Consider the following 16,560-nt stretch of genomic DNA (forward strand, 5'->3'; position numbering starts at 1 on the left):
GGGCGTGCTTCTAGGGGTATCACCCGGCCGGCCGGGGGTCGCCCGGCCGGCCGGGGAGTCCTCAGCGCGCCATGTTCGCCATGTTGGTGCCGCTGATGATCGCGTGCCGCAGCGACCGGCCCGGGTCGCCGGCGCCGCCGGGTGCGGAGTCGTCCTCGTAGTTGGGGTTGTGGTAGCCGCGCGGGCGGTGCCGCCGGAAGATCGCGTCGTAGTCGATGTCGCTGCGGGGGTCGCCGAACGGGATCATCCGGTAGCCCTCGCCGACGCCGACGGGCTGGTCGTCGCGGCGGTCGCCGTCCTTGGCGTGGTACAGGGGGTAGCGCAGCGGCTGGGCGGCGATCTGGTCGATCGGGCTGAAGATGCTCTCGCGGCGCTGGCCGTCCCAGTCGTAGTACCAGCGGAACCGGTGCTGCGCCGAGTGCGCCCAGTAGATGTCGATCTCGCAGTAGCACTTCGTGCTGGGCGTGATGTCCAAGTAGTACTGCATCTTGCGGATGCCGGACTCGCCACGCACCATCTGCGGCTGCGGCAGCGGATTGCCGGTGACGCGGTCGACCGTGACCTCGACCATCGGACCGTCCTGCAGGAAGCCGTAGGCGTCGGCGTGGTTGTGCGGGTAGATCGAGATCCGCCATTCGCGGCCGAGGTCGTTCAGCGCCTCCCACTTCTGGCCGGCGACGTCCCAGGCCTCCTTGGCCGAGCTGCCGGTCGGGTCACCGCCGGTGCCCATGTACGGCATGCCGACGATCGAGGCGAACTCCAGCTCGATCTGGAACCGGTCGTAGTCGTCGGCGGTCATGCCGCCGTTCGGCCCGCCCGGCCAGCTGTTGGGGATGAAGCCGTGGTTGCCGATGGCCTCCAGCCCGGCCTCGTCGAGGAAGCCGCGCAGCGTCCGCGCGTAGTCGAGGTAGGCGGGGAAGTTCTCCCGCAGCAGCCGGCCGCCCGACGAGAGCGGCGGGACGGTGCCGCCCTGGTTCTCGGCGTGCTGGCCGTATCCGGCGAACTCGACCTGCTTGAAGCCGGCGTTCGCCAGGAACTGGAACACCTCGCGGAAGCCGCCGGGCAGCGGCACCAGCTCGCCGAGGTCGTCGGGGTCGGCGGGGAAGTTCGGGCCGCCGAGGTAGCCCATGGTCGGGGCCGGGTTGTTCCAGATGCCGCGCCGCGCGGTCGCGTCGCGCTGGGTGTACAGGATCGTGCCGCGCTTGCCCGGGGGCAGCAGGGGGTTGGGCACGTTGCTCACCAGCGGGCCGGCCAGCGCCGGCGTGGCCGGCACGATGGCTGCTGCCGCGAGCGTGCCGGCGCTGATCGTCAGCAGCCGGCGCCGGCTCAATCTGTGTTCCTGAGCCATGGTCGTCTCCTCGCTCCGTCGAAAGTGCGGGACCGTTGCTCGAGATGCTCACTGCACCGGAGCTGGCTGCGGCCGAAACTTTCGACGACAAGCGTGGAAAGCCGCCCCGATGTTGGGGAAACAGTAGCGGCATCCCGCCGTAACTTCGAGACCCTTCGAGATCGCGATTGTCCGATTTGCGCCACGGCGACGCCGCACCCGCCGATCGCTGTGCCAGAGTGAGACATGCCGGTGCCCGCCCACGTCCGCCGCCAGTGCCAGGAGCTCCTGAAGGCAGGAGAAGAGATCGGCTACCTGATCCCGGTCACCACGGTCTGGATCGGCAGCGTGATGTCCGGCATCGACTGCTACATCGCCGTCACCGACCGGCGCATCGCCGTGCTCACCGGCGGCCTGCTCCACAGCGGCCGGCCGACCGACGTGAACCTGCAGTATCCACGCGCGACGCGGCTCGGGCCGGTCGAGTTCGCCCCGGCGCCGACGTTCCGGCTCGGCTCGCGCGCCTACGAGATCGAGGACGAGTACGTGGCGCAGGTGCATGCCGCCGACGCCGAGCTGGACGGCCTGCTGCCGGAGGACCCGTTCCCGGACGCGTGACCGCCGCGGATGGGGTCAGGCCAGGCGGGACGCCTTGTAGAAGCCCTCGATGTGCTCGGCGACGAGTTGGGCGGCGAGGTCGCCGTCACCCTCGGCGACGGCGGCGAGCACGGCACGGTGCTGGGCGCGGAGCATGGTGGCGACGGGGGTCCAGTCGGGCACGTTGGGCGCGGCCGCGATGACGTAGCCGTGGATCGCCTCGCGCAGCGACGCCATGATCGTCGACACCAGAACGTTGTCGGCGAGGCTGGCCAGCGCGACGTGGAACTCGGCGTCGAGGAGGTGGAACCGCTCGCGCGGGAGGTCGGGCTCGTCCATGGCATCGAGCAGCTGCCGCGCCGCCGCGACCTGCGCCGGGGTGGCCCGGCCGGCCGCCTCGCGCACCGCCCACGACTCCAGCAGCACGCGGGTCTGGACGATGTCGCCCATCGGCAGGTGGCTGGTGGCGAGGTGCAGCCGCAGCGCGGCCGTCAGCGGCGAGCCGGGGTCGGCGACGATGACGGCGCCGGCGTCGGGCCCGGAGCCGACAGCGGTGCGGACGACGCCCATGGCTTCGAGGACACGGATCGCCTCGCGGACCGACGGCCGGCTGACGCCGAGCTGGCCGGCCATCGCCCGTTCGCCGGGCAGGCGGTCGCCCAGCCGCAGCTTTCCGGCCGCGAGATCGGCCTCCACCTGACGGAGCACCAGCTCGTGGGTCCTCATGCTGGGAACCCTACTGATACCGTGTGGTCTGACCACATGGCTGACGTCCACGGAGCCGCTCCATGACCGACCGACAACTCCCCCGCTGGTCCGAACTCAAGCCGCTGCTGCGCACCAAGCGGCCCACGCTCAACCCGACGGACCGCCGGCTGGAGAACGCGCTGACCATCGCCGACCTGCGGCGCATCGCCCGCATGCGCACCCCGCGGTCGGTGTTCGACTACACCGACGGCGCCGCGGAGGCCGAGATCAGCCTGCGCCGGGCCCGGTCGCTGTTCGCGAACCTGGAGTTCCGCCCGTCCGTCCTGCACGACGTGTCCGACGTCGACACCACGACGACGATGCTGGGCCGGCCGGCCGCGCAGCCGTTCTCCTTCGCCCCCACCGGCTTCACCCGGATGATGAACCACGAGGGCGAGAGCGCCGTGGCCCGGGTCGCCGAGCGCACCGGCATCCCGTACTCGCTGTCGACCATGGGCACGACGTCCATCGAGGACGTCGCCGCCGCGGCGCCGCGGGCGCGCAAGTGGTTCCAGCTGTACGTGTGGAAGGACCGCTCGGCCGGCGAGGACCTGGTGAAGCGGGCCGCGAACGCGGGCTTCGAGGCGCTGGTGCTCACCGTCGACGTGCCGGTGGCGGGGGCCCGGCTGCGCGACGTGCGCAACGGCTTCACCATCCCGCCCACGCTGACGGCGAAGACGGTGCTCGACGCCGCCGTGCACCCGGCCTGGTGGATGAACATGCTGACGACGAAGCCGCTGCAGTTCGCGTCGCTGACATCGTGGAAGGGCACCATCGCCGAGCTGCTGGACATGCTGTTCGACCCGACGATGACCATCGACGACCTCGCCTGGCTGCGCTCGATCTGGTCCGGGCCGCTGATCGTCAAGGGCGTCCAGACCGTCGACGACGCGCGGCGGGTGGTCGACGCGGGGGCCGACGCGATCGTGCTGTCGAACCACGGCGGCCGCCAGCTCGACCGCGCGCCGGTGCCGCTGCGGCTGCTGCCCGACGTGGCCGCGGCGGTCGGCGACCGCACCGAGATCTACCTCGACACCGGCATCACCAGCGGCGCTGACATCGTGGCGGCGAAGGCGCTGGGCGCCGACGCCTGCATGGTCGGCCGCGCCTACCTGTACGGCCTGATGGCCGGCGGCGAGCGCGGCGTGGCCCGGGCCGCCGAGATCCTGACCACCGAGGTGCGACGCACCATGCAGCTGCTCGGTGCCCGTACCGTGGACGAGCTGAACCCTGGCCACGTCCGGCTCCCCTGATCCGCACATCACTCACGAGGAGACGACATGCAACTGATGCGCATCGGTGACCGGGGCGCTGAGCGCCCCGCCGTCCGCGCCGACGACGGCACGGTGTACGACCTGAGCTCGGTCACCGGCGACATCGACGGCGCGTTCCTGTCCGGCGACGGCGTGGCGCGGGCCCGCGCCGCGCTGGCCGAGGGCGGCCTGCCGCAGCTGCCGGCGGGCGGGCGCGTCGGAGCCCCGATCGCCCGTCCCGGCAAGGTGGTGTGCATCGGCCTGAACTACCGCGACCACGCCGCTGAGACCGGCGCGGCGATCCCGCCGGAGCCGATCATCTTCATGAAGGCGCCGAACACCGTCATCGGGCCGGACGACACCGTGCTGGTCCCGCGCGGCAGCGTGAAGACCGACTGGGAGGTCGAGCTGGGTGTCGTCATCGGGCAGGAGGCCCGCTACCTCGACTCCCCCGAGGACGCGCTGGGCGTCATCGCCGGCTACGCCATCTCCAACGACGTCTCGGAGCGCGAGTTCCAGCTCGAGCGCGGCGGCCAGTGGGACAAGGGCAAGTCGTGCGAGACGTTCAACCCGCTCGGCCCGTGGCTGGTGCCGGCCGACGAGGTCGACGACCCCGGCAAGCTGGGGCTGCGCCTGTGGGTGAACGGCGAGCAGCGGCAGGACGGCACCACGGCTGACCTCATCTTCGGCATCGGGCACGTCGTCTGGTACCTGAGCCAGTTCATGGTGCTCGAGCCGGGCGACCTGGTGAACACCGGCACCCCCGCCGGGGTGGCGATGGGCATGCCCGGCCAGCCCTACCTGCGGGCCGGCGACGTCGTGGAGCTGGAGATCGACGGGCTCGGCCGGCAGCGCCAGGTCTTCGCCGACGCGTAGCTCACACCCGTTCCCGAGGGACGCGAGGGGCCGGCCGCCTGACCACCAGGCGCCGGCCCCTTACCGCGTCAAATCCCCCGTGCATCTCCGCGGTTGATGCGTTGACGAGTCGTCGTCACCCGTGCGCGGACTCGTACTTCGCCAGGATGTCGGACGGGATGCGACCCCGGTCGGACACCTTCAGGCCCTGGTCGCGGGCCCATTCACGGATGGCCGTGGTGTCGGTGCGGCTGGCCCGCCCACCCGTGGCGGCGGCCCGCCCTCGTCCCCGCCGCGCCGACGCCCGGCGTGCCGAGGCGACGTAGGGCGCCATGGCGTCGCGGAGCTTGCCGGCGTTCTTGGCCGACAGATCGATCTCGTACGTGGCTCCGTCCAAGGCGAAGCTCACGGTCTCGGTGGCTTCACCGCCATCGAGATCGTCGAGCAGAATCACCTGAACCTTTTGCGCCATCGTTGATCCTTCCTGCGGGGGTGCCCTCGAAGATTAAGTATGACATCACTATTGTTACGCCTCAGTACACCGAATTTCAATTCGCCTGCCGCGAGTCGTCCTGGTCGTTTTGTGACGTGGTACCCATTCGACGAAGCATCCGCACGTTACCCAGAGTATTCGGCTTCACCCGGTCGAGGTCGAGGAACTCCGCAACGCCTTCGTCCGCCGAGCGCAACAACTGTGCGTAGACGTCGGTGTCTACCGGCGTGCCTTGCACTCGCTCGAAACCGTGCCGCTCGAAGAAGTCGACCTCGAACGTGAGACAGAACACCCGCACGACCCCGAGTTCTTCGGCCACCTGCAGCAAGCGGGAGAGCAGTACGTGCCCGACACCGTGGCGCCGCCATTCCGGCGCCACGGCGAGGGTGCGAACCTCCGCCAGATCCTCCCACATGACGTGCAACGCGCCACAGCCGATGACAGTGCCCACCGCGCTGCTCTCCGAAACCGTTTCGGCCACCCAGAACTCCTGGATGTCCTCGAAAAGCGTCACGGTCTCTTTCGATAGCAGGATCCGCTGGGACGCGTAACCGTCGAGCAGTCCGCGGATGTGCCGTACATCGGCGGTGCGTGCCCGCCGTACCCGATAGCGCTGTTCCGGCTCGTTATCAGCCGGTGCCGTCATTCCGGCTTCACCAGCGGGAACAGGATCGTCTCGCGAATGCCGGAGTCGGTGAGCAGGATCATCAGGCGGTCGATTCCCAGGCCCATGCCGCCGGTGGGGGGCATGCCGTATTCGAGCGAGCGGAGGAAGTCCTCGTCGAGTTGCATGGCCTCGGGGTCGCCGGCGGCCGCCCTGAGCGACTGCGCCGTCAGCCGATCGCGCTGCAGGACGGGGTCGACCAGCTCGGAGTAGGCCACGCCCATCTCGACGCCGCGGATGACGAGGTCCCACGCCTCGGTGAGCCGGGGGTCGTCGCGGTGTGGACGGGCCAGCGGCCGCGCCTCCTCCGGATAGTCGCGGATGAACGTGGGCGTCATGAACGTGTGCTCGGCCAGCTTCTCGAACAGCTCCAGCACGACCTCGCCGTGGCCCCACGACGGGTCCAGCCCGACCTCGTGCTTCTCGGCCAGCTCGCGCAGCCGCTCGACCGGGGTATCGATGGTGACCGTCTCGCCGACGGCCCCCGAGACGGCCTCGTGCAGCGTCAGGTGCTGCCAGGGACCCTCGAGGTCGATCTCGCCGCCGCGGCCGTCGGGCACCACCGTGCGGCCGACCGCGCGCGCGGCGTCGACGACGAGGTCGCGGATGAGCTCGGCCATGGTGTCGTAGTCGCCGTAGGCCTCGTACGCCTCGAGCATGGTGAACTCGGGGCTGTGCGTGGAATCGATACCCTCGTTTCGAAAAATGCGGCCGATCTCGTAGACCTTGTCGACGCCGCCGACGATGGCCCGCTTGAGGTACAGCTCGAGGGCGATACGCAACGTCATCGGAATGTCGAACGCATTGAGATGCGTCTGGAAAGGACGCGCCGACGCCCCGCCGTGGATCAGCTGCAGCACCGGCGTCTCGACCTCGATGAACCCGTGCCGATGCAGCGTTTCGCGGATCGACCGGGTGACGACGGCGCGAGTTCGCACCATGGCCCGGGCGTCCGGATTGACGATGAGGTCGACGTAACGCTGCCGGACCCGGGTTTCCTCATTCAAATCCTTGTGCGCCACCGGCAGCGGCCGCAGCGCCTTGGAAAGCATGGTCCAGCGCTCGGCCGACACCGACAGCTCACCGCGCTTACTGACGATGACCTCGCCCTCGACGCCCACGTGATCGCCGATGTCGACCAGGTGCTTCCAGGAGGCAAGGCTCTCCTCACCGACGCGATCGAGCGAGAGCATGACCTGGAGTTCGGTGCCGTCGCCTTCACGCAGCCGGGCAAAACAGAGTTTGCCGGTGTTGCGCAGGAAGATCACCCGGCCCGCGACGGACGCGCGGTCGCCGGTTTCGGCGCCGGGGGGCAAGTCGGGATATGCCGCCCGCAGCGCCTCGAACGTGTGGCTGCGCGGGAATCCGAGACGATACGGCGGCTGCCCCGAGGCGAGCAACTCCGCGCGCTTCTCGCGCCGGATGCGCAGTTGCTCGGGCAAATCCTGATCGTCGGTCGGCGGCTGTCCACTCATGAAGGACAAGCCTAGGCGGTACGCGATGCCCGCCGTTCATGGGCAGGCGCGGAATGGTTGCCGCCGTTACCACGAACTGTCACGCTGGGTGTGGAGGTGAGGTCGATGAGCACAGTGGAGGTCGTCGACCGCGGGGGCCGCGAGATCGTGGTGTTCCTGGCCGGCGAGGTCGGCACCGATCCCGACGACGCGTTCGGCCCGGCCATCGACAGGGTCGTCCAGCTGGAGCAGTTGAACGCGCTCGATCACGTGGTCGTCGACATGCACCGGGTCACGGGTATGACCGACGCCGCCATCGAGTTCCTGCGCGCGCTGTCCACCCGCGGCCAGACGTCGGGCTACGAGGTGTCGTTCGCCGCGGTCAGCGGGCCGGCGCACCGGGCCATCGAGGCGAACGGCTGGACCTTCGCCGAGCACAGCCCCATCGTGCCGCCGGGTCGCGTCTGAGCTTCTCGGCGGGTGCGCCGCCCTGGGGTCTTTCGGTGGGGTGTGCTGCCTCGGCTGTTTCGCGTTGGGGTGCCGCCTCGCCTGCATCTCGTTGGGGCGCCTCCTCGGCTGTTTCCCGGTGGGGGTGCCTCCTCGGTTGCGCTTTCGGCCGGAGTGACACCCCGCCCGGCCGGGAGGGCCCCCACCCTACGGGCGGGCACCGACAACCTCGAACGCGCGCGGCGCTGGTGCGCGGTCGTCCGCGCCTCGGTGGGGCGACATCCAGCCTGCGGTGCCCGGCGCAGCGCCGCCTCGGCTGAGGCTCGCGGCCGGGACGGCGCCTCGGCTGAGCTTCGCAGCCGGAGCGACCCCCTGAGCTACTCGGCCGGAGCAACCCCCGTCGGCTCTCGGCGGCGATGGCGCCTCGGCTGAGCTTCTCGGCCGGAGTGACACCCCGCCCGGCCGGGAGGGCCCCCACCCTACGGGCGGGCGCCGACAACCTCGAACGCGCGGCACCGCTGCGCACGGTCGTCCGCCCTCCGGCGCGCGAGGTCGTCTCGCCCCGGCCGTCCGGGCCCGACGCGACTACTGCTCGTAGAATCCCTGCCGCCAACTCGGATGCTCCGGCTTCCAACCCAGCTCGCGCTTGGCCTTGACGTTCGACGAACCGCGCAGTGAGGTCATGAAGGCGATGCCGAAGTCGCCCATCAACGGCCGGGCCAGCCAGGTGGGCAGGCGCCGCGGCGGCTTCGCCTCGAACGCCGCGGCGAGCGTGGTCAGCACGTCAGCGGCCGGCGCCGGGTCGTCGTCGACGATGTTGTAGATGCCGGGGGCACCGCCCTCGATCGCGGCCAGTGTGGCGCGGGCGGCGTCGTCGATGTGGATGACGGTCCAGATGGCCGTGCCGCCGCCGACGATCGGCAACTGCCGCTTGCGCATCAGGCCGGCGAACTTCTCGCTGGTCAGCCCGGTGCCGTGGCCGTAGAACGTGCCGTAGCGCAGCGCCAGCCCGTCGATTCCGGGTGTGCCGGTCGTGACCCGCTCCAGGTGCTGGATGCCACGCATGGTCTGACTGCAGGCCGACTCCGGGTTCGGCTCGAGCGGGTCGTCCTCGGTCTTCACCGGGCCGCCGCTGCGGGCGTTGGGCCAGCCGGTGTAGCTCTGTGCGACGAACCGGGTCACCCCGGTCTCGCGAGCCGCCGCCAGCAGGTGGTCGGTGCCCTCGATGCGCAGCCGGTTGGTGGTGGCGAAGTCGCGGTCGAACCGCTTCATGTTGCCGCTCTGGTCGCTCAGCGCGCTCTGCTGATGCACGATGACGTCCGGGCGGGCGGCGCGGACCGCGGCCGCCACGCTGGCAGCGTCCAGCCCGTCCATGACGACGCCCTCGGCGCCGGCGGCGTTCAGGTCGGCGACCTTCGCCGCCGAGCGCGTCGTGCCGGTCACCTCGTGGCCGGCCTTGATCAGCAGCGGGACGAGGGACCGCCCCAGGGCGCCGGTGGCACCGGCCAGGAAGACTCGCATGTCCTTCTCCTCTTCTCGTGTGCTGCCCCCTCCGACGAGGCCACCGCCCGTCCTGTGACAGGATCACTGCCGTGACCGATCTCGCGGTCGCCCACGACGACCTCCGGCCGCTGATGTTCTCAGTGGCTTACCGCATGCTGGGCAGCGTCAGCGAAGCCGAGGACGTCGTCCAGGAGGCGTTCCTGCGCATGCACCGCGCGTCCCAGTCCGGCACGCGTGCCGACAACCCCGAGGCGTACGCCACCACCGTCACCACCCGGCTGGCCATCGACGCGCTGCGCTCGGCCCGGCACCGGCGTGAGCAGTACGTCGGGCCGTGGCTGCCGGAACCGCTGCTGGCCACGGACGACGACCCGGCGCGGCGGGTCGAGCTGACCGAGTCGCTGTCGACGGCGTTCCTCGTCGTGCTGGAGACGCTGTCACCGGTCGAGCGGGCGGTGTTCCTGCTGCGCGAGGTGTTCGGCTACGGCTACGGCGAGATCGCGGCGATCGTGCAGCGCAGCGAGGCCAACTGCCGGCAGCTGATGACCCGCGCCCGCAAGCACATCGAGGAGCGACGGCCGCGGTTCGAGCCGTCGCGGGACCACCGCGACGAACTGGCCCGCACGTTCTTCGCCGCCCTCGACGACGGCGACGTCGGCGCGCTGGAGCGGCTGCTCGCCGACGACGTCGAGTTCCAGGGCGACGGCGGCGGCATCACCGCGGCGGTGCGCAAGCCACTGACCGGCGCGCTGCAGGTGGCCCGGTTCCTGGCCAACCTGGGCCGCACCGGCGCGCAGCTCGGGGCGACGGTGACCCCGGTGACGGTGAACGGCCAGCCCGGCGCCCGGGTGTCCGACCCCGACGGCGCGGTGATCGGCGTGCTGTCGCTCACCATCGCCGACGGCCGCGTGGTGGGCGTGCACAACCAGATCAACCCCGAGAAGCTGCATCACCTCGGCCCGGTCGGCGACCTCAACGCCCTGATGGAGCAGCGCTAGGCGGGGTGGTTGCGGTCGAAGACGAGCCGCAGGCCCATCAGCGTCAGCCACGGCTCGTGGTACGTGATCGTCGCCGCCTCGTCCAGCACCAGCGGCGCCAGCCCACCCGTCCCGATCACCGTGACACCGTCGAGTCCCACCCCCAGCTCCGTCGCCATGCGGGTGACGACACCGTCGACCTGGGCGCTGAAGCCGTACAGTGCGCCGGACTGCAACGCCTCGACCGTGTTCTTGGCGATGACCGACCGGGGCCGGACCAGTTCGACCCGGCGCAGCTGGGCCGCGGCGTTGCGCAGCGCCTCCAGCGACACGTCGATGCCGGGAGCGATGGCGCCGCCGACGTATTCACCGCGGGCCGAGACGACGTCGAACGTGGTGGCGGTGCCGAAGTCGACGATGATGCACGGCCGCCCGGTGCCGTACTTGTGCATGGCGGCGAGCGCGTTGACGATGCGGTCGGTGCCGACCTCGCGCGGGTTGTCCATGAGGATCGGGACGCCGGTCTTGACGCCGGGCTCGACCAGCAGCGCCGGCACGTCGGCGAAGTAGCGCTCCGTCAGCCACCGCACCTGGCGCTGCACCACGGGGACCGTCGAGCAGATGGCGACGCCGTCGATCGGCTCGTCGGTCCCCGCGAACAGCCCGCGCAGCAGCGCCATGAACTCGTCGGTGGTGCGCGAGGGCATGGTCGCCACGCGCCAGTGGTGGCGCACCTCGAGGCCGTCGAGCAGTCCGATGACGGTCTCGGTGTTACCGACGTCGATCGCCAGCAGCATGGTCAGGAGGCCTCGACGACGTCCAGGCCGAGGTCCAGTGCCTGCACCGAGTGGGTCAGCGCGCCGGTGGACAGGTAGTCGACGCCGGTGGCGGCGTACGCGCCGGCCTGCGCCAGCGTCAGCCCGCCGCTGACCTCGAGCCGGGCCCGTCCGTCGACGACCTTCACCGCCTCGAGCACGTCGTCGACGGTGAAGTTGTCGAGCAGGACGAGGTCGGCGCCGGCCTCGACCGCCTCGCGAGCGCCGTCGACGTCGTCGACCTCGACCTCGACGGTGAGGTCGGGGTAGGCCCGCCGGACCGCCTCGAAGGCTGCCGTGATGCCTCCGGCCGCGACGATGTGGTTGTCCTTGATCAGCGCCGACTCTGACAGCGTCGACCGGTGGTTGACCCCGCCGCCGACCCGCACCGCGTACTTCTCCAGCGGGCGCAGCAACGGCGTGGTCTTGCGGGTGTCGCGGACGGCGGCGGTGGTGCCGGCCAGCGCGTCGACCCAGGACCGGGTGGCGGTGGCGATGCCGGACAGCCGGCTTGCGAGGTTCAGCGCGGTCCGCTCGGCCAGCAGCAGCTGGCGGGCGCGGCCGTGCACCGTCAGCACCTTCGCGCCGACCTGCAGCTCCGCGCCGTCAGCGGCGTGCCGCTCGATCTCGACACCGGGGTCGGTGGCGGCGAAGACCGCCTCGGCCACCGGGAGGCCGGCCAGCACGCCGGCCTCGCGGGCGCCGAGCACCGCGACCGCGAGCTGGTCGGCGGGCACCGTCGCCACCGTGGTGACGTCCGCGCCGCCGCCGAGGTCCTCCTCCAGCGTGGCCCGGACGAGATCCTCGACGTATCGGGGGTCGAGACCCGCCTCGCTCAGCGCGAGTGTCACGGGCTCGGGCAGACTCATCGCTACTCCTTCATGGGCTCATATGTCGTCGTGAGCACGCCGTCCGGGTCCACGACGCTGACCAGGTGGCCGCGCCAGCGGGGGTCGTCCCGGTCCGGGAAGTCCTCACGCCAATGACCGCCACGCGTCTCCTCCCGCATGGCGGCATGACGACCGAGCGTAACGGCCACGGTGTGCAGATTGGTCGTCTCCCACGAATCCGGGGTCATTCGCTCACTCGCGGGGTCGGCGGTGAGGCTCGCCAGCCGGGCCGCGAGCGTCGTCAGCGTCGGCTCCGAGCGGAGCACGCCGGCGCCGGCCGTCATGGCCGACTGGACGAAGGGGCGGGCGTCGGCGGCCAGCAGGCCGACCGGGCCGCTGCGCTCGACCGGGTCGCCGGGGTGGGCGTCGCCGAGCGACGACGCGAGGTCCTCGGCGATGCGGTGACCCCAGACCAGCCCCTCCAGCAGCGAGTTCGACGCGAGCCGGTTGGCGCCGTGGACGCCGGTGCAGGACACCTCGCCGCAGGCGTACAGGCCGGGGACGCTGGTGCGGCCGCGGCGGTCGGTGCGCACGCCGCCGCTGGCGTAGTGCTGAGCCGGCGCGACGGGCACGAGGTCGGTGGCGGGGTCGATGCCGTAGGAGCGGCAGCGGGCGACGATGGTCGGGAACCGTTCCTCCAGGAACGCCCCGCCGAGGTGGCGGGCGTCGAGCCAGACGTGCTCGGCGCCGGTCTCGGCCATCGCGGTCATGACGCCCTTCGCGACGACATCGCGCGGGGCCAGCTCGGCCAGCTCGTGCCGGCCCTTCATGAACCGGCGGCCCTCGACGTCACGCAGGACGGCGCCCTCGCCGCGCACCGCCTCGGAGATCAGCGGCTGCTGCCCCTTGGCGGAGCGGCCGAGCCACAGCACCGTCGGGTGGAACTGGACGAACTCGAGGTCGGCGATCTGCGCGCCGGCCCGCAGCGCCGCCGCGACGCCGTCGCCGGTGGAGACCGGCGGGTTGGTGGTGGACGCGTAGACCTGGCCGAGCCCGCCGGTGGCCAGCACGACCGCCCGGCCGAGCGCCGCGCCGACACCGCTCTGCCGCCCTTCGCCGATGACGTGCAGGACGACCCCGCAAGCCCGGCCGGCGGCGTCGGTGAGGACGTCGGTGACCAGCGCGTGCTCGACGACCTCGATCTGCGGGTCCTCGCGGACCGCGGCCAGCGCCTCCAGCAGCGCGCGGGAGATCTCCTTGCCGGTCTGGTCGCCGCCGGAGTGCGCGATGCGGTCGCGGTGGTGGCCGCCCTCGCGGGTCAGCGCGATGTCGCCGTTGGGGGTGCGCTCGAACTGCGCGCCCAGCTCGACCAGCTCGCGGACCCGCCGCGGCCCCTCGGTCACCAGCGTGCGGACGGCGTCCTCGTCGCACAGGCCGACGCCGGCCACGAGGGTGTCGCGCAGGTGCTGCTCGGGACTGTCCTCGGGCCCGAGCGCCGCGGCGATGCCGCCCTGCGCCCACGCGGTGGCGCTGTCAGCGAGACGGGTCTTGGTCACCAGCAGCACCCGGCCGGCCTTGCGGGCCTCCAGCGCCGTGGTGAGCCCGGCGATGCCGCTGCCGACCACGACGACGTCGGCGGACGCCGTCCAGCCGGGGTCTTCTGTGCGCATGCGGCGGGGTATGCGAACTCCGGTCACGCGCCAAGAGCCTACGCCTCGGAGTCGCGACCCCTTGCTCACCCAACGTCCAGGCGCCCGCCCCAACGCCGATGCGGCAGAGGTCAGCCGGTGACCGATCGGTCTCGGCGACAGTGACACCCCGCCCGGCCCGGGTGGGGCCCACCCTACGGGCGGGCACCGACACTCTCCGCCGCGACGACCCGGCCATCCCCGGCCTCGGCGCTGCAGGTCGGGTCACAGCGGACGCCGGGAGCCGTTCGGGGTTCGAGCCCTCGCCCCCCGTACGACGGTCTGCGGCAGCCGCCGGGGTGGCGCTGGTCACGCAGCCCTAGGGCAGATCGACGGCGATGTTGTCGATGAGCCGGGTGGTGCCGGTGCGGGCCGCGACGAGGAGGCGGGCCGGCCCGGAGAGCGGGCCGGTCGCGAGGTCGGCGGTGCGCAGTTCCAGGTAGTCGAGCTCGACGCCGGTGAGCTCGGCCCGGGCGGCGGCGAGGACGGCGTCCGGTCCGCCCGCCGCGGCGGCCGCGCCCGCCTCCAGCGCCCGCCCCAGCACCGGCGCGGCGGCCCGCTCGTCGGCGGAGAGGTAGCGGTTGCGGCTGGACAGCGCCAGCCCGTCGGCCTCGCGGACCGTGGGCACGCCGACGATCTCGTACGGCAGGTCGAGGTCGGCCACCATGCGCCCGACGAGGACCAGCTGCTGGTAGTCCTTCTCCCCGAACAGCGCGTAGCTGGGCACCGTGAGGTTGAGCAGCTTCGCGACGACCGTCAGCACGCCGGCGAAGTGGCCCGGACGCACCGCGCCCTCCAGCTCGGCGCCCAGCGGCCCGGGCGCGACCGTCACCTGCGGGTCGCCGAGCGGGTACAGCTCCTCGGTGGCCGGCGCGAACACGATGTCGACGCCTTCCTCGGCGCAGACGGCGAGGTCGGCGCCGAGCGGGCGCGGGTAGCGCTCGAAGTCCTCACCCGGCCCGAACTGCAGCGGGTTGACGAAGATCGTCACCACCAGGGTGCCGCCGGCGCCGACCAGGTCACGGGCGGCGCGCATGAGGGCACGGTGGCCCGCATGCAGCGCGCCCATGGTCAGGACGACGGCGGACTCCTGCTCGCCGCGGGCCAGCGCCTCGGCGAGCTCGTCTCGGGTACGGGCGACGATCGGCTCGGTCACCCCGCCACGCTACCGGTCAGCGCGTGACGACCGTCTGCACCTCCGCGACCGGCAGGTCGAACGTCGCCGACGTGGTCTGCGGGTCGAGCGGCCCCCGCGGCTCGCCGTTGGCGAACCACTCGATCGTCCACTGGCTCTCCGCCAGCACGCTCGCCACCCCGCCCGGCAGCTGCGCGCTGGACCGGGTGAACGTCAGCGCGCAGTCGGACGATGCGCCCGACGTCCACTCGACACCGTGACCGTCGCACGACACCGGCGCGGCGTTGGCGGCGGAGAAGTTCATCGAGTCCATGGTCGCCTCGACCATGGCCTCGTTCTCGCCGGCCTCGGCGTGCACCTCGAGCGTGACGGGGCCGTCCTCGAGCCACATCCACGTGGGCAGGTTGACGAAGGTGGCGCCGTCGCCGTCGCGCCGCGGGTTCCAGCCGATCTGCGGGTCGGGCAGCGTCATCTCGTCGTAGGCGACCTGGACCAGGACCTCCGGCGGGATGGGCGGCACCGGGACGGGCTCGCCGGGCTCGACGTAGAGCGGCTCGAACTCGTTCTCGAACCACTCGTCGGAGTAGTCGAAGAAGTCCTCGATGGGGCCGTCGTAGTCGGCGCTCGAGCACATGCCGGACCACCACCGGCCCTCGGTGTCGTCCTTGTATGCCTCGTAGCCCTCGTACGGCGGGATCGGGTTGCCGTCGGCGTCGCGGCCGCCGATCCACTCGCCGCTCTGGACCATCTCGTAGTACTCCTTGCCGCTCCACGTCGTGTTGAAGTACCGACATGGCGGCAGCACGGTGACGGACTCGCCGGGGATCTCGTAGCCCTCGTCGCCCGACGTGGTGCCGGAGCCCCACACGAGGATGGTGACGGCGCCGTCGCCGGAGTCGGCGTCGGAGCCGCCGTCATCGTCGTCGCAACTGCTGATGCCGCAGCGCGGCGCCGGGTCGGCCGCCGCCGGTGGGACCGCGGCCGCCGTGAGGCCGGCGGCGACGAGCAGGGCAGGCGCAGCGCCGAGGGCGACGCGCCGGGTGGTTCGATATCGGTTCAGCATGATGCGTCCTCGTCGAGAGTGTTCTCGTTGACCTTCCAGCCGCTGCCGTCGTTGCCGAGAACGACGCGCATCGGGATGACCGGGTTCTCGGCGACGCCGTCCGGCGGGCGCTCCTCGCCGTCGTCGACGAGCAGGAGCGCCGTGGCGTCGACGCAGCCGCCGAGGACGACCAGGTTGTCGCCGGTCTCCTCGACCTGCGGGGTGATGACCATCTCGCCGCCGTACCGGATGCCGTTCTCCTCCTGGTACGCCAGGGAGTCCTCGACCGTCTGGACGACCGGCGCCACCGCGAGCGCGGGAAGCTGCTCACTCAGCCGCACCTCGCGCAGCGACCAGCGCCACTCGCGGGCGAACTCGACGTACGCCGCCAGCGCGGCCTCCTCGACCGGGCCGGACGGTACTGGGGTGACGATGGTGACGCCTGCGTCCGGGAAGGCGTGCTCGGTGGGGCCGGCCGGCTCGTCCGCCGGCGTCTGCGTGGGATCGTCCGACGGGTCGGCCGACGGGTCGGCGCTGGCCGCCGTGGTCGTCGACTCGGCGAGCCCGGTGGGTTCCTCGCCGCCGGAGTCGCCGCAGCCGGTCAGCGTCAGCACACCGGCGCAGACGGCAAGGACGGTCGCGCGCAGTGGGTGCTGCGGACGGGCAGACAAGTGCACTCGCTCCTCGCGAACCGGATACCGAACTGCCGTGCGTGCCCGGTCGCAAGGTAACA

General features: G+C 71.8%; 17 protein-coding genes. 5 read left to right on the forward strand and 12 right to left on the reverse strand.

The genetic code is table 11. The annotated features are described in order from the left end of the window. Positions 1 to 61: 61 nt before the first annotated feature. Positions 62 to 1,348: a sugar phosphate isomerase/epimerase gene (locus BLU82_RS26805; protein ID WP_092623992.1), complete on the reverse strand. Its 1,287-nt coding sequence runs from the start codon at positions 1,346 to 1,348 to the stop codon at positions 62 to 64. Positions 1,349 to 1,573: 225 nt separating this feature from the next. On the opposite strand from BLU82_RS26805, the gene BLU82_RS26810 reads away from it, so the two are divergent. Continuing rightward, positions 1,574 to 1,945: a hypothetical protein gene (locus tag BLU82_RS26810; RefSeq protein WP_092623993.1), complete on the forward strand. Its 372-nt coding sequence runs from the start codon at positions 1,574 to 1,576 to the stop codon at positions 1,943 to 1,945. Positions 1,946 to 1,960: 15 nt separating this feature from the next. On the opposite strand, the gene BLU82_RS26815 is transcribed toward BLU82_RS26810, so the two are convergent. Continuing rightward, a complete protein-coding gene (locus BLU82_RS26815; protein WP_092623994.1) occupies positions 1,961 to 2,650 on the reverse strand; it encodes a FadR/GntR family transcriptional regulator in 690 nt (229 codons plus the stop codon). Between the two features lie 62 nt (positions 2,651 to 2,712). Between BLU82_RS26815 and BLU82_RS26820 the strand changes: the two genes are divergently transcribed. Then, positions 2,713 to 3,924 carry an alpha-hydroxy acid oxidase gene (locus BLU82_RS26820; protein ID WP_092623995.1) on the forward strand — a complete coding sequence of 404 codons (1,212 nt, stop codon included), beginning with the start codon at positions 2,713 to 2,715 and terminating at the stop codon, positions 3,922 to 3,924. 27 nt (positions 3,925 to 3,951) lie between these two features. Then, positions 3,952 to 4,800 (forward strand): fumarylacetoacetate hydrolase family protein, encoded by an 849-nt coding sequence (locus tag BLU82_RS26825; protein WP_092623996.1) that lies wholly within the window; start codon positions 3,952 to 3,954, stop codon positions 4,798 to 4,800. A 115-nt stretch (positions 4,801 to 4,915) separates the two neighbouring features. Here the strand turns inward: BLU82_RS26825 and BLU82_RS26830 are convergent, their stop codons facing one another. From BLU82_RS26830 to lysS, 3 genes are all read right to left on the reverse strand, one after another. Beyond that, positions 4,916 to 5,251 (reverse strand): Lsr2 family protein, encoded by a 336-nt coding sequence (locus tag BLU82_RS26830; RefSeq protein WP_069108942.1) that lies wholly within the window; start codon positions 5,249 to 5,251, stop codon positions 4,916 to 4,918. Positions 5,252 to 5,327: 76 nt separating this feature from the next. Continuing rightward, positions 5,328 to 5,918: an amino-acid N-acetyltransferase gene (locus BLU82_RS26835; protein WP_092623997.1), complete on the reverse strand. Its 591-nt coding sequence runs from the start codon at positions 5,916 to 5,918 to the stop codon at positions 5,328 to 5,330. Next, positions 5,915 to 7,411, reverse strand: a complete 1,497-nt coding sequence (gene lysS, locus BLU82_RS26840; RefSeq protein WP_092623998.1) for a lysine--tRNA ligase — start codon at positions 7,409 to 7,411, stop codon at positions 5,915 to 5,917. Before lysS ends, BLU82_RS26835 begins: the two co-directional genes overlap by 4 nt. Positions 7,412 to 7,516: 105 nt before the next feature. Between lysS and BLU82_RS26845 the strand changes: the two genes are divergently transcribed. Further along, entirely contained in the window at positions 7,517 to 7,858 is a 342-nt protein-coding gene (locus BLU82_RS26845) for a hypothetical protein (RefSeq protein WP_157741282.1), read from the forward strand. Between the two features lie 564 nt (positions 7,859 to 8,422). On the opposite strand, the gene BLU82_RS26850 is transcribed toward BLU82_RS26845, so the two are convergent. Continuing rightward, positions 8,423 to 9,358 (reverse strand): NAD(P)-dependent oxidoreductase, encoded by a 936-nt coding sequence (locus BLU82_RS26850; RefSeq protein WP_092624000.1) that lies wholly within the window; start codon positions 9,356 to 9,358, stop codon positions 8,423 to 8,425. A gap of 71 nt (positions 9,359 to 9,429) precedes the next feature. Between BLU82_RS26850 and BLU82_RS26855 the strand changes: the two genes are divergently transcribed. Continuing rightward, a complete protein-coding gene (locus tag BLU82_RS26855; RefSeq protein ID WP_197682499.1) occupies positions 9,430 to 10,338 on the forward strand; it encodes an RNA polymerase sigma-70 factor in 909 nt (302 codons plus the stop codon). On the opposite strand, the gene BLU82_RS26860 is transcribed toward BLU82_RS26855, so the two are convergent. From BLU82_RS26860 to BLU82_RS26885, 6 genes are all read right to left on the reverse strand, one after another. Continuing rightward, positions 10,335 to 11,114 (reverse strand): type III pantothenate kinase, encoded by a 780-nt coding sequence (locus BLU82_RS26860; protein WP_092624001.1) that lies wholly within the window; start codon positions 11,112 to 11,114, stop codon positions 10,335 to 10,337. The two genes, BLU82_RS26855 and BLU82_RS26860, sit on opposite strands and share 4 nt — an antisense overlap. A gap of 2 nt (positions 11,115 to 11,116) precedes the next feature. Continuing rightward, a complete protein-coding gene (gene nadC / locus BLU82_RS26865; RefSeq protein ID WP_092624002.1) occupies positions 11,117 to 12,001 on the reverse strand; it encodes a carboxylating nicotinate-nucleotide diphosphorylase in 885 nt (294 codons plus the stop codon). A gap of 2 nt (positions 12,002 to 12,003) precedes the next feature. Continuing rightward, complete coding sequence (locus tag BLU82_RS26870) at positions 12,004 to 13,632, reverse strand: L-aspartate oxidase (RefSeq protein ID WP_092624003.1); 1,629 nt, start codon at positions 13,630 to 13,632, stop codon at positions 12,004 to 12,006. A 337-nt stretch (positions 13,633 to 13,969) separates the two neighbouring features. Further along, the gene (gene panC, locus BLU82_RS26875) at positions 13,970 to 14,806 is read right to left on the reverse strand and encodes a pantoate--beta-alanine ligase (protein WP_092624004.1); all 837 of its coding nucleotides are present in this window, start codon (positions 14,804 to 14,806) and stop codon (positions 13,970 to 13,972) included. Positions 14,807 to 14,822: 16 nt separating this feature from the next. Then, positions 14,823 to 15,848, reverse strand: coding sequence for a hypothetical protein (locus BLU82_RS26880; protein WP_092624005.1), 1,026 nt, complete (start codon positions 15,846 to 15,848; stop codon positions 14,823 to 14,825). Continuing rightward, complete coding sequence (locus tag BLU82_RS26885; protein WP_157741283.1) at positions 15,842 to 16,498, reverse strand: hypothetical protein; 657 nt, start codon at positions 16,496 to 16,498, stop codon at positions 15,842 to 15,844. Before BLU82_RS26885 ends, BLU82_RS26880 begins: the two co-directional genes overlap by 7 nt. Positions 16,499 to 16,560 lie beyond the last annotated feature (62 nt).

This window comes from Jiangella sp. DSM 45060 (genome assembly GCF_900105175.1).
Lineage (GTDB): Bacteria > Actinomycetota > Actinomycetes > Jiangellales > Jiangellaceae > Jiangella.

Excerpts from the sequence above, each read along its gene's own strand:
- BLU82_RS26805 (WP_092623992.1), bottom strand. The coding sequence starts at position 1,348 with ATGGCTCAGGAACACAGATTGAGCCGGCGCCGGCTGCTGACGATCAGC.
- BLU82_RS26810 (WP_092623993.1), top strand. The coding sequence starts at position 1,574 with ATGCCGGTGCCCGCCCACGTCCGCCGCCAGTGCCAGGAGCTCCTGAAG.
- BLU82_RS26815 (WP_092623994.1), bottom strand. The coding sequence starts at position 2,650 with ATGAGGACCCACGAGCTGGTGCTCCGTCAGGTGGAGGCCGATCTCGCG.
- BLU82_RS26820 (WP_092623995.1), top strand. The coding sequence starts at position 2,713 with ATGACCGACCGACAACTCCCCCGCTGGTCCGAACTCAAGCCGCTGCTG.
- BLU82_RS26825 (WP_092623996.1), top strand. The coding sequence starts at position 3,952 with ATGCAACTGATGCGCATCGGTGACCGGGGCGCTGAGCGCCCCGCCGTC.
- BLU82_RS26830 (WP_069108942.1), bottom strand. The coding sequence starts at position 5,251 with ATGGCGCAAAAGGTTCAGGTGATTCTGCTCGACGATCTCGATGGCGGT.
- BLU82_RS26835 (WP_092623997.1), bottom strand. The coding sequence starts at position 5,918 with ATGACGGCACCGGCTGATAACGAGCCGGAACAGCGCTATCGGGTACGG.
- lysS (WP_092623998.1), bottom strand. The coding sequence starts at position 7,411 with ATGAGTGGACAGCCGCCGACCGACGATCAGGATTTGCCCGAGCAACTG.
- BLU82_RS26845 (WP_157741282.1), top strand. The coding sequence starts at position 7,517 with ATGAGCACAGTGGAGGTCGTCGACCGCGGGGGCCGCGAGATCGTGGTG.
- BLU82_RS26850 (WP_092624000.1), bottom strand. The coding sequence starts at position 9,358 with ATGCGAGTCTTCCTGGCCGGTGCCACCGGCGCCCTGGGGCGGTCCCTC.
- BLU82_RS26860 (WP_092624001.1), bottom strand. The coding sequence starts at position 11,114 with ATGCTGCTGGCGATCGACGTCGGTAACACCGAGACCGTCATCGGACTG.
- nadC (WP_092624002.1), bottom strand. The coding sequence starts at position 12,001 with ATGAGTCTGCCCGAGCCCGTGACACTCGCGCTGAGCGAGGCGGGTCTC.
- BLU82_RS26870 (WP_092624003.1), bottom strand. The coding sequence starts at position 13,632 with ATGCGCACAGAAGACCCCGGCTGGACGGCGTCCGCCGACGTCGTCGTG.
- BLU82_RS26880 (WP_092624005.1), bottom strand. The coding sequence starts at position 15,848 with ATGCTGAACCGATATCGAACCACCCGGCGCGTCGCCCTCGGCGCTGCG.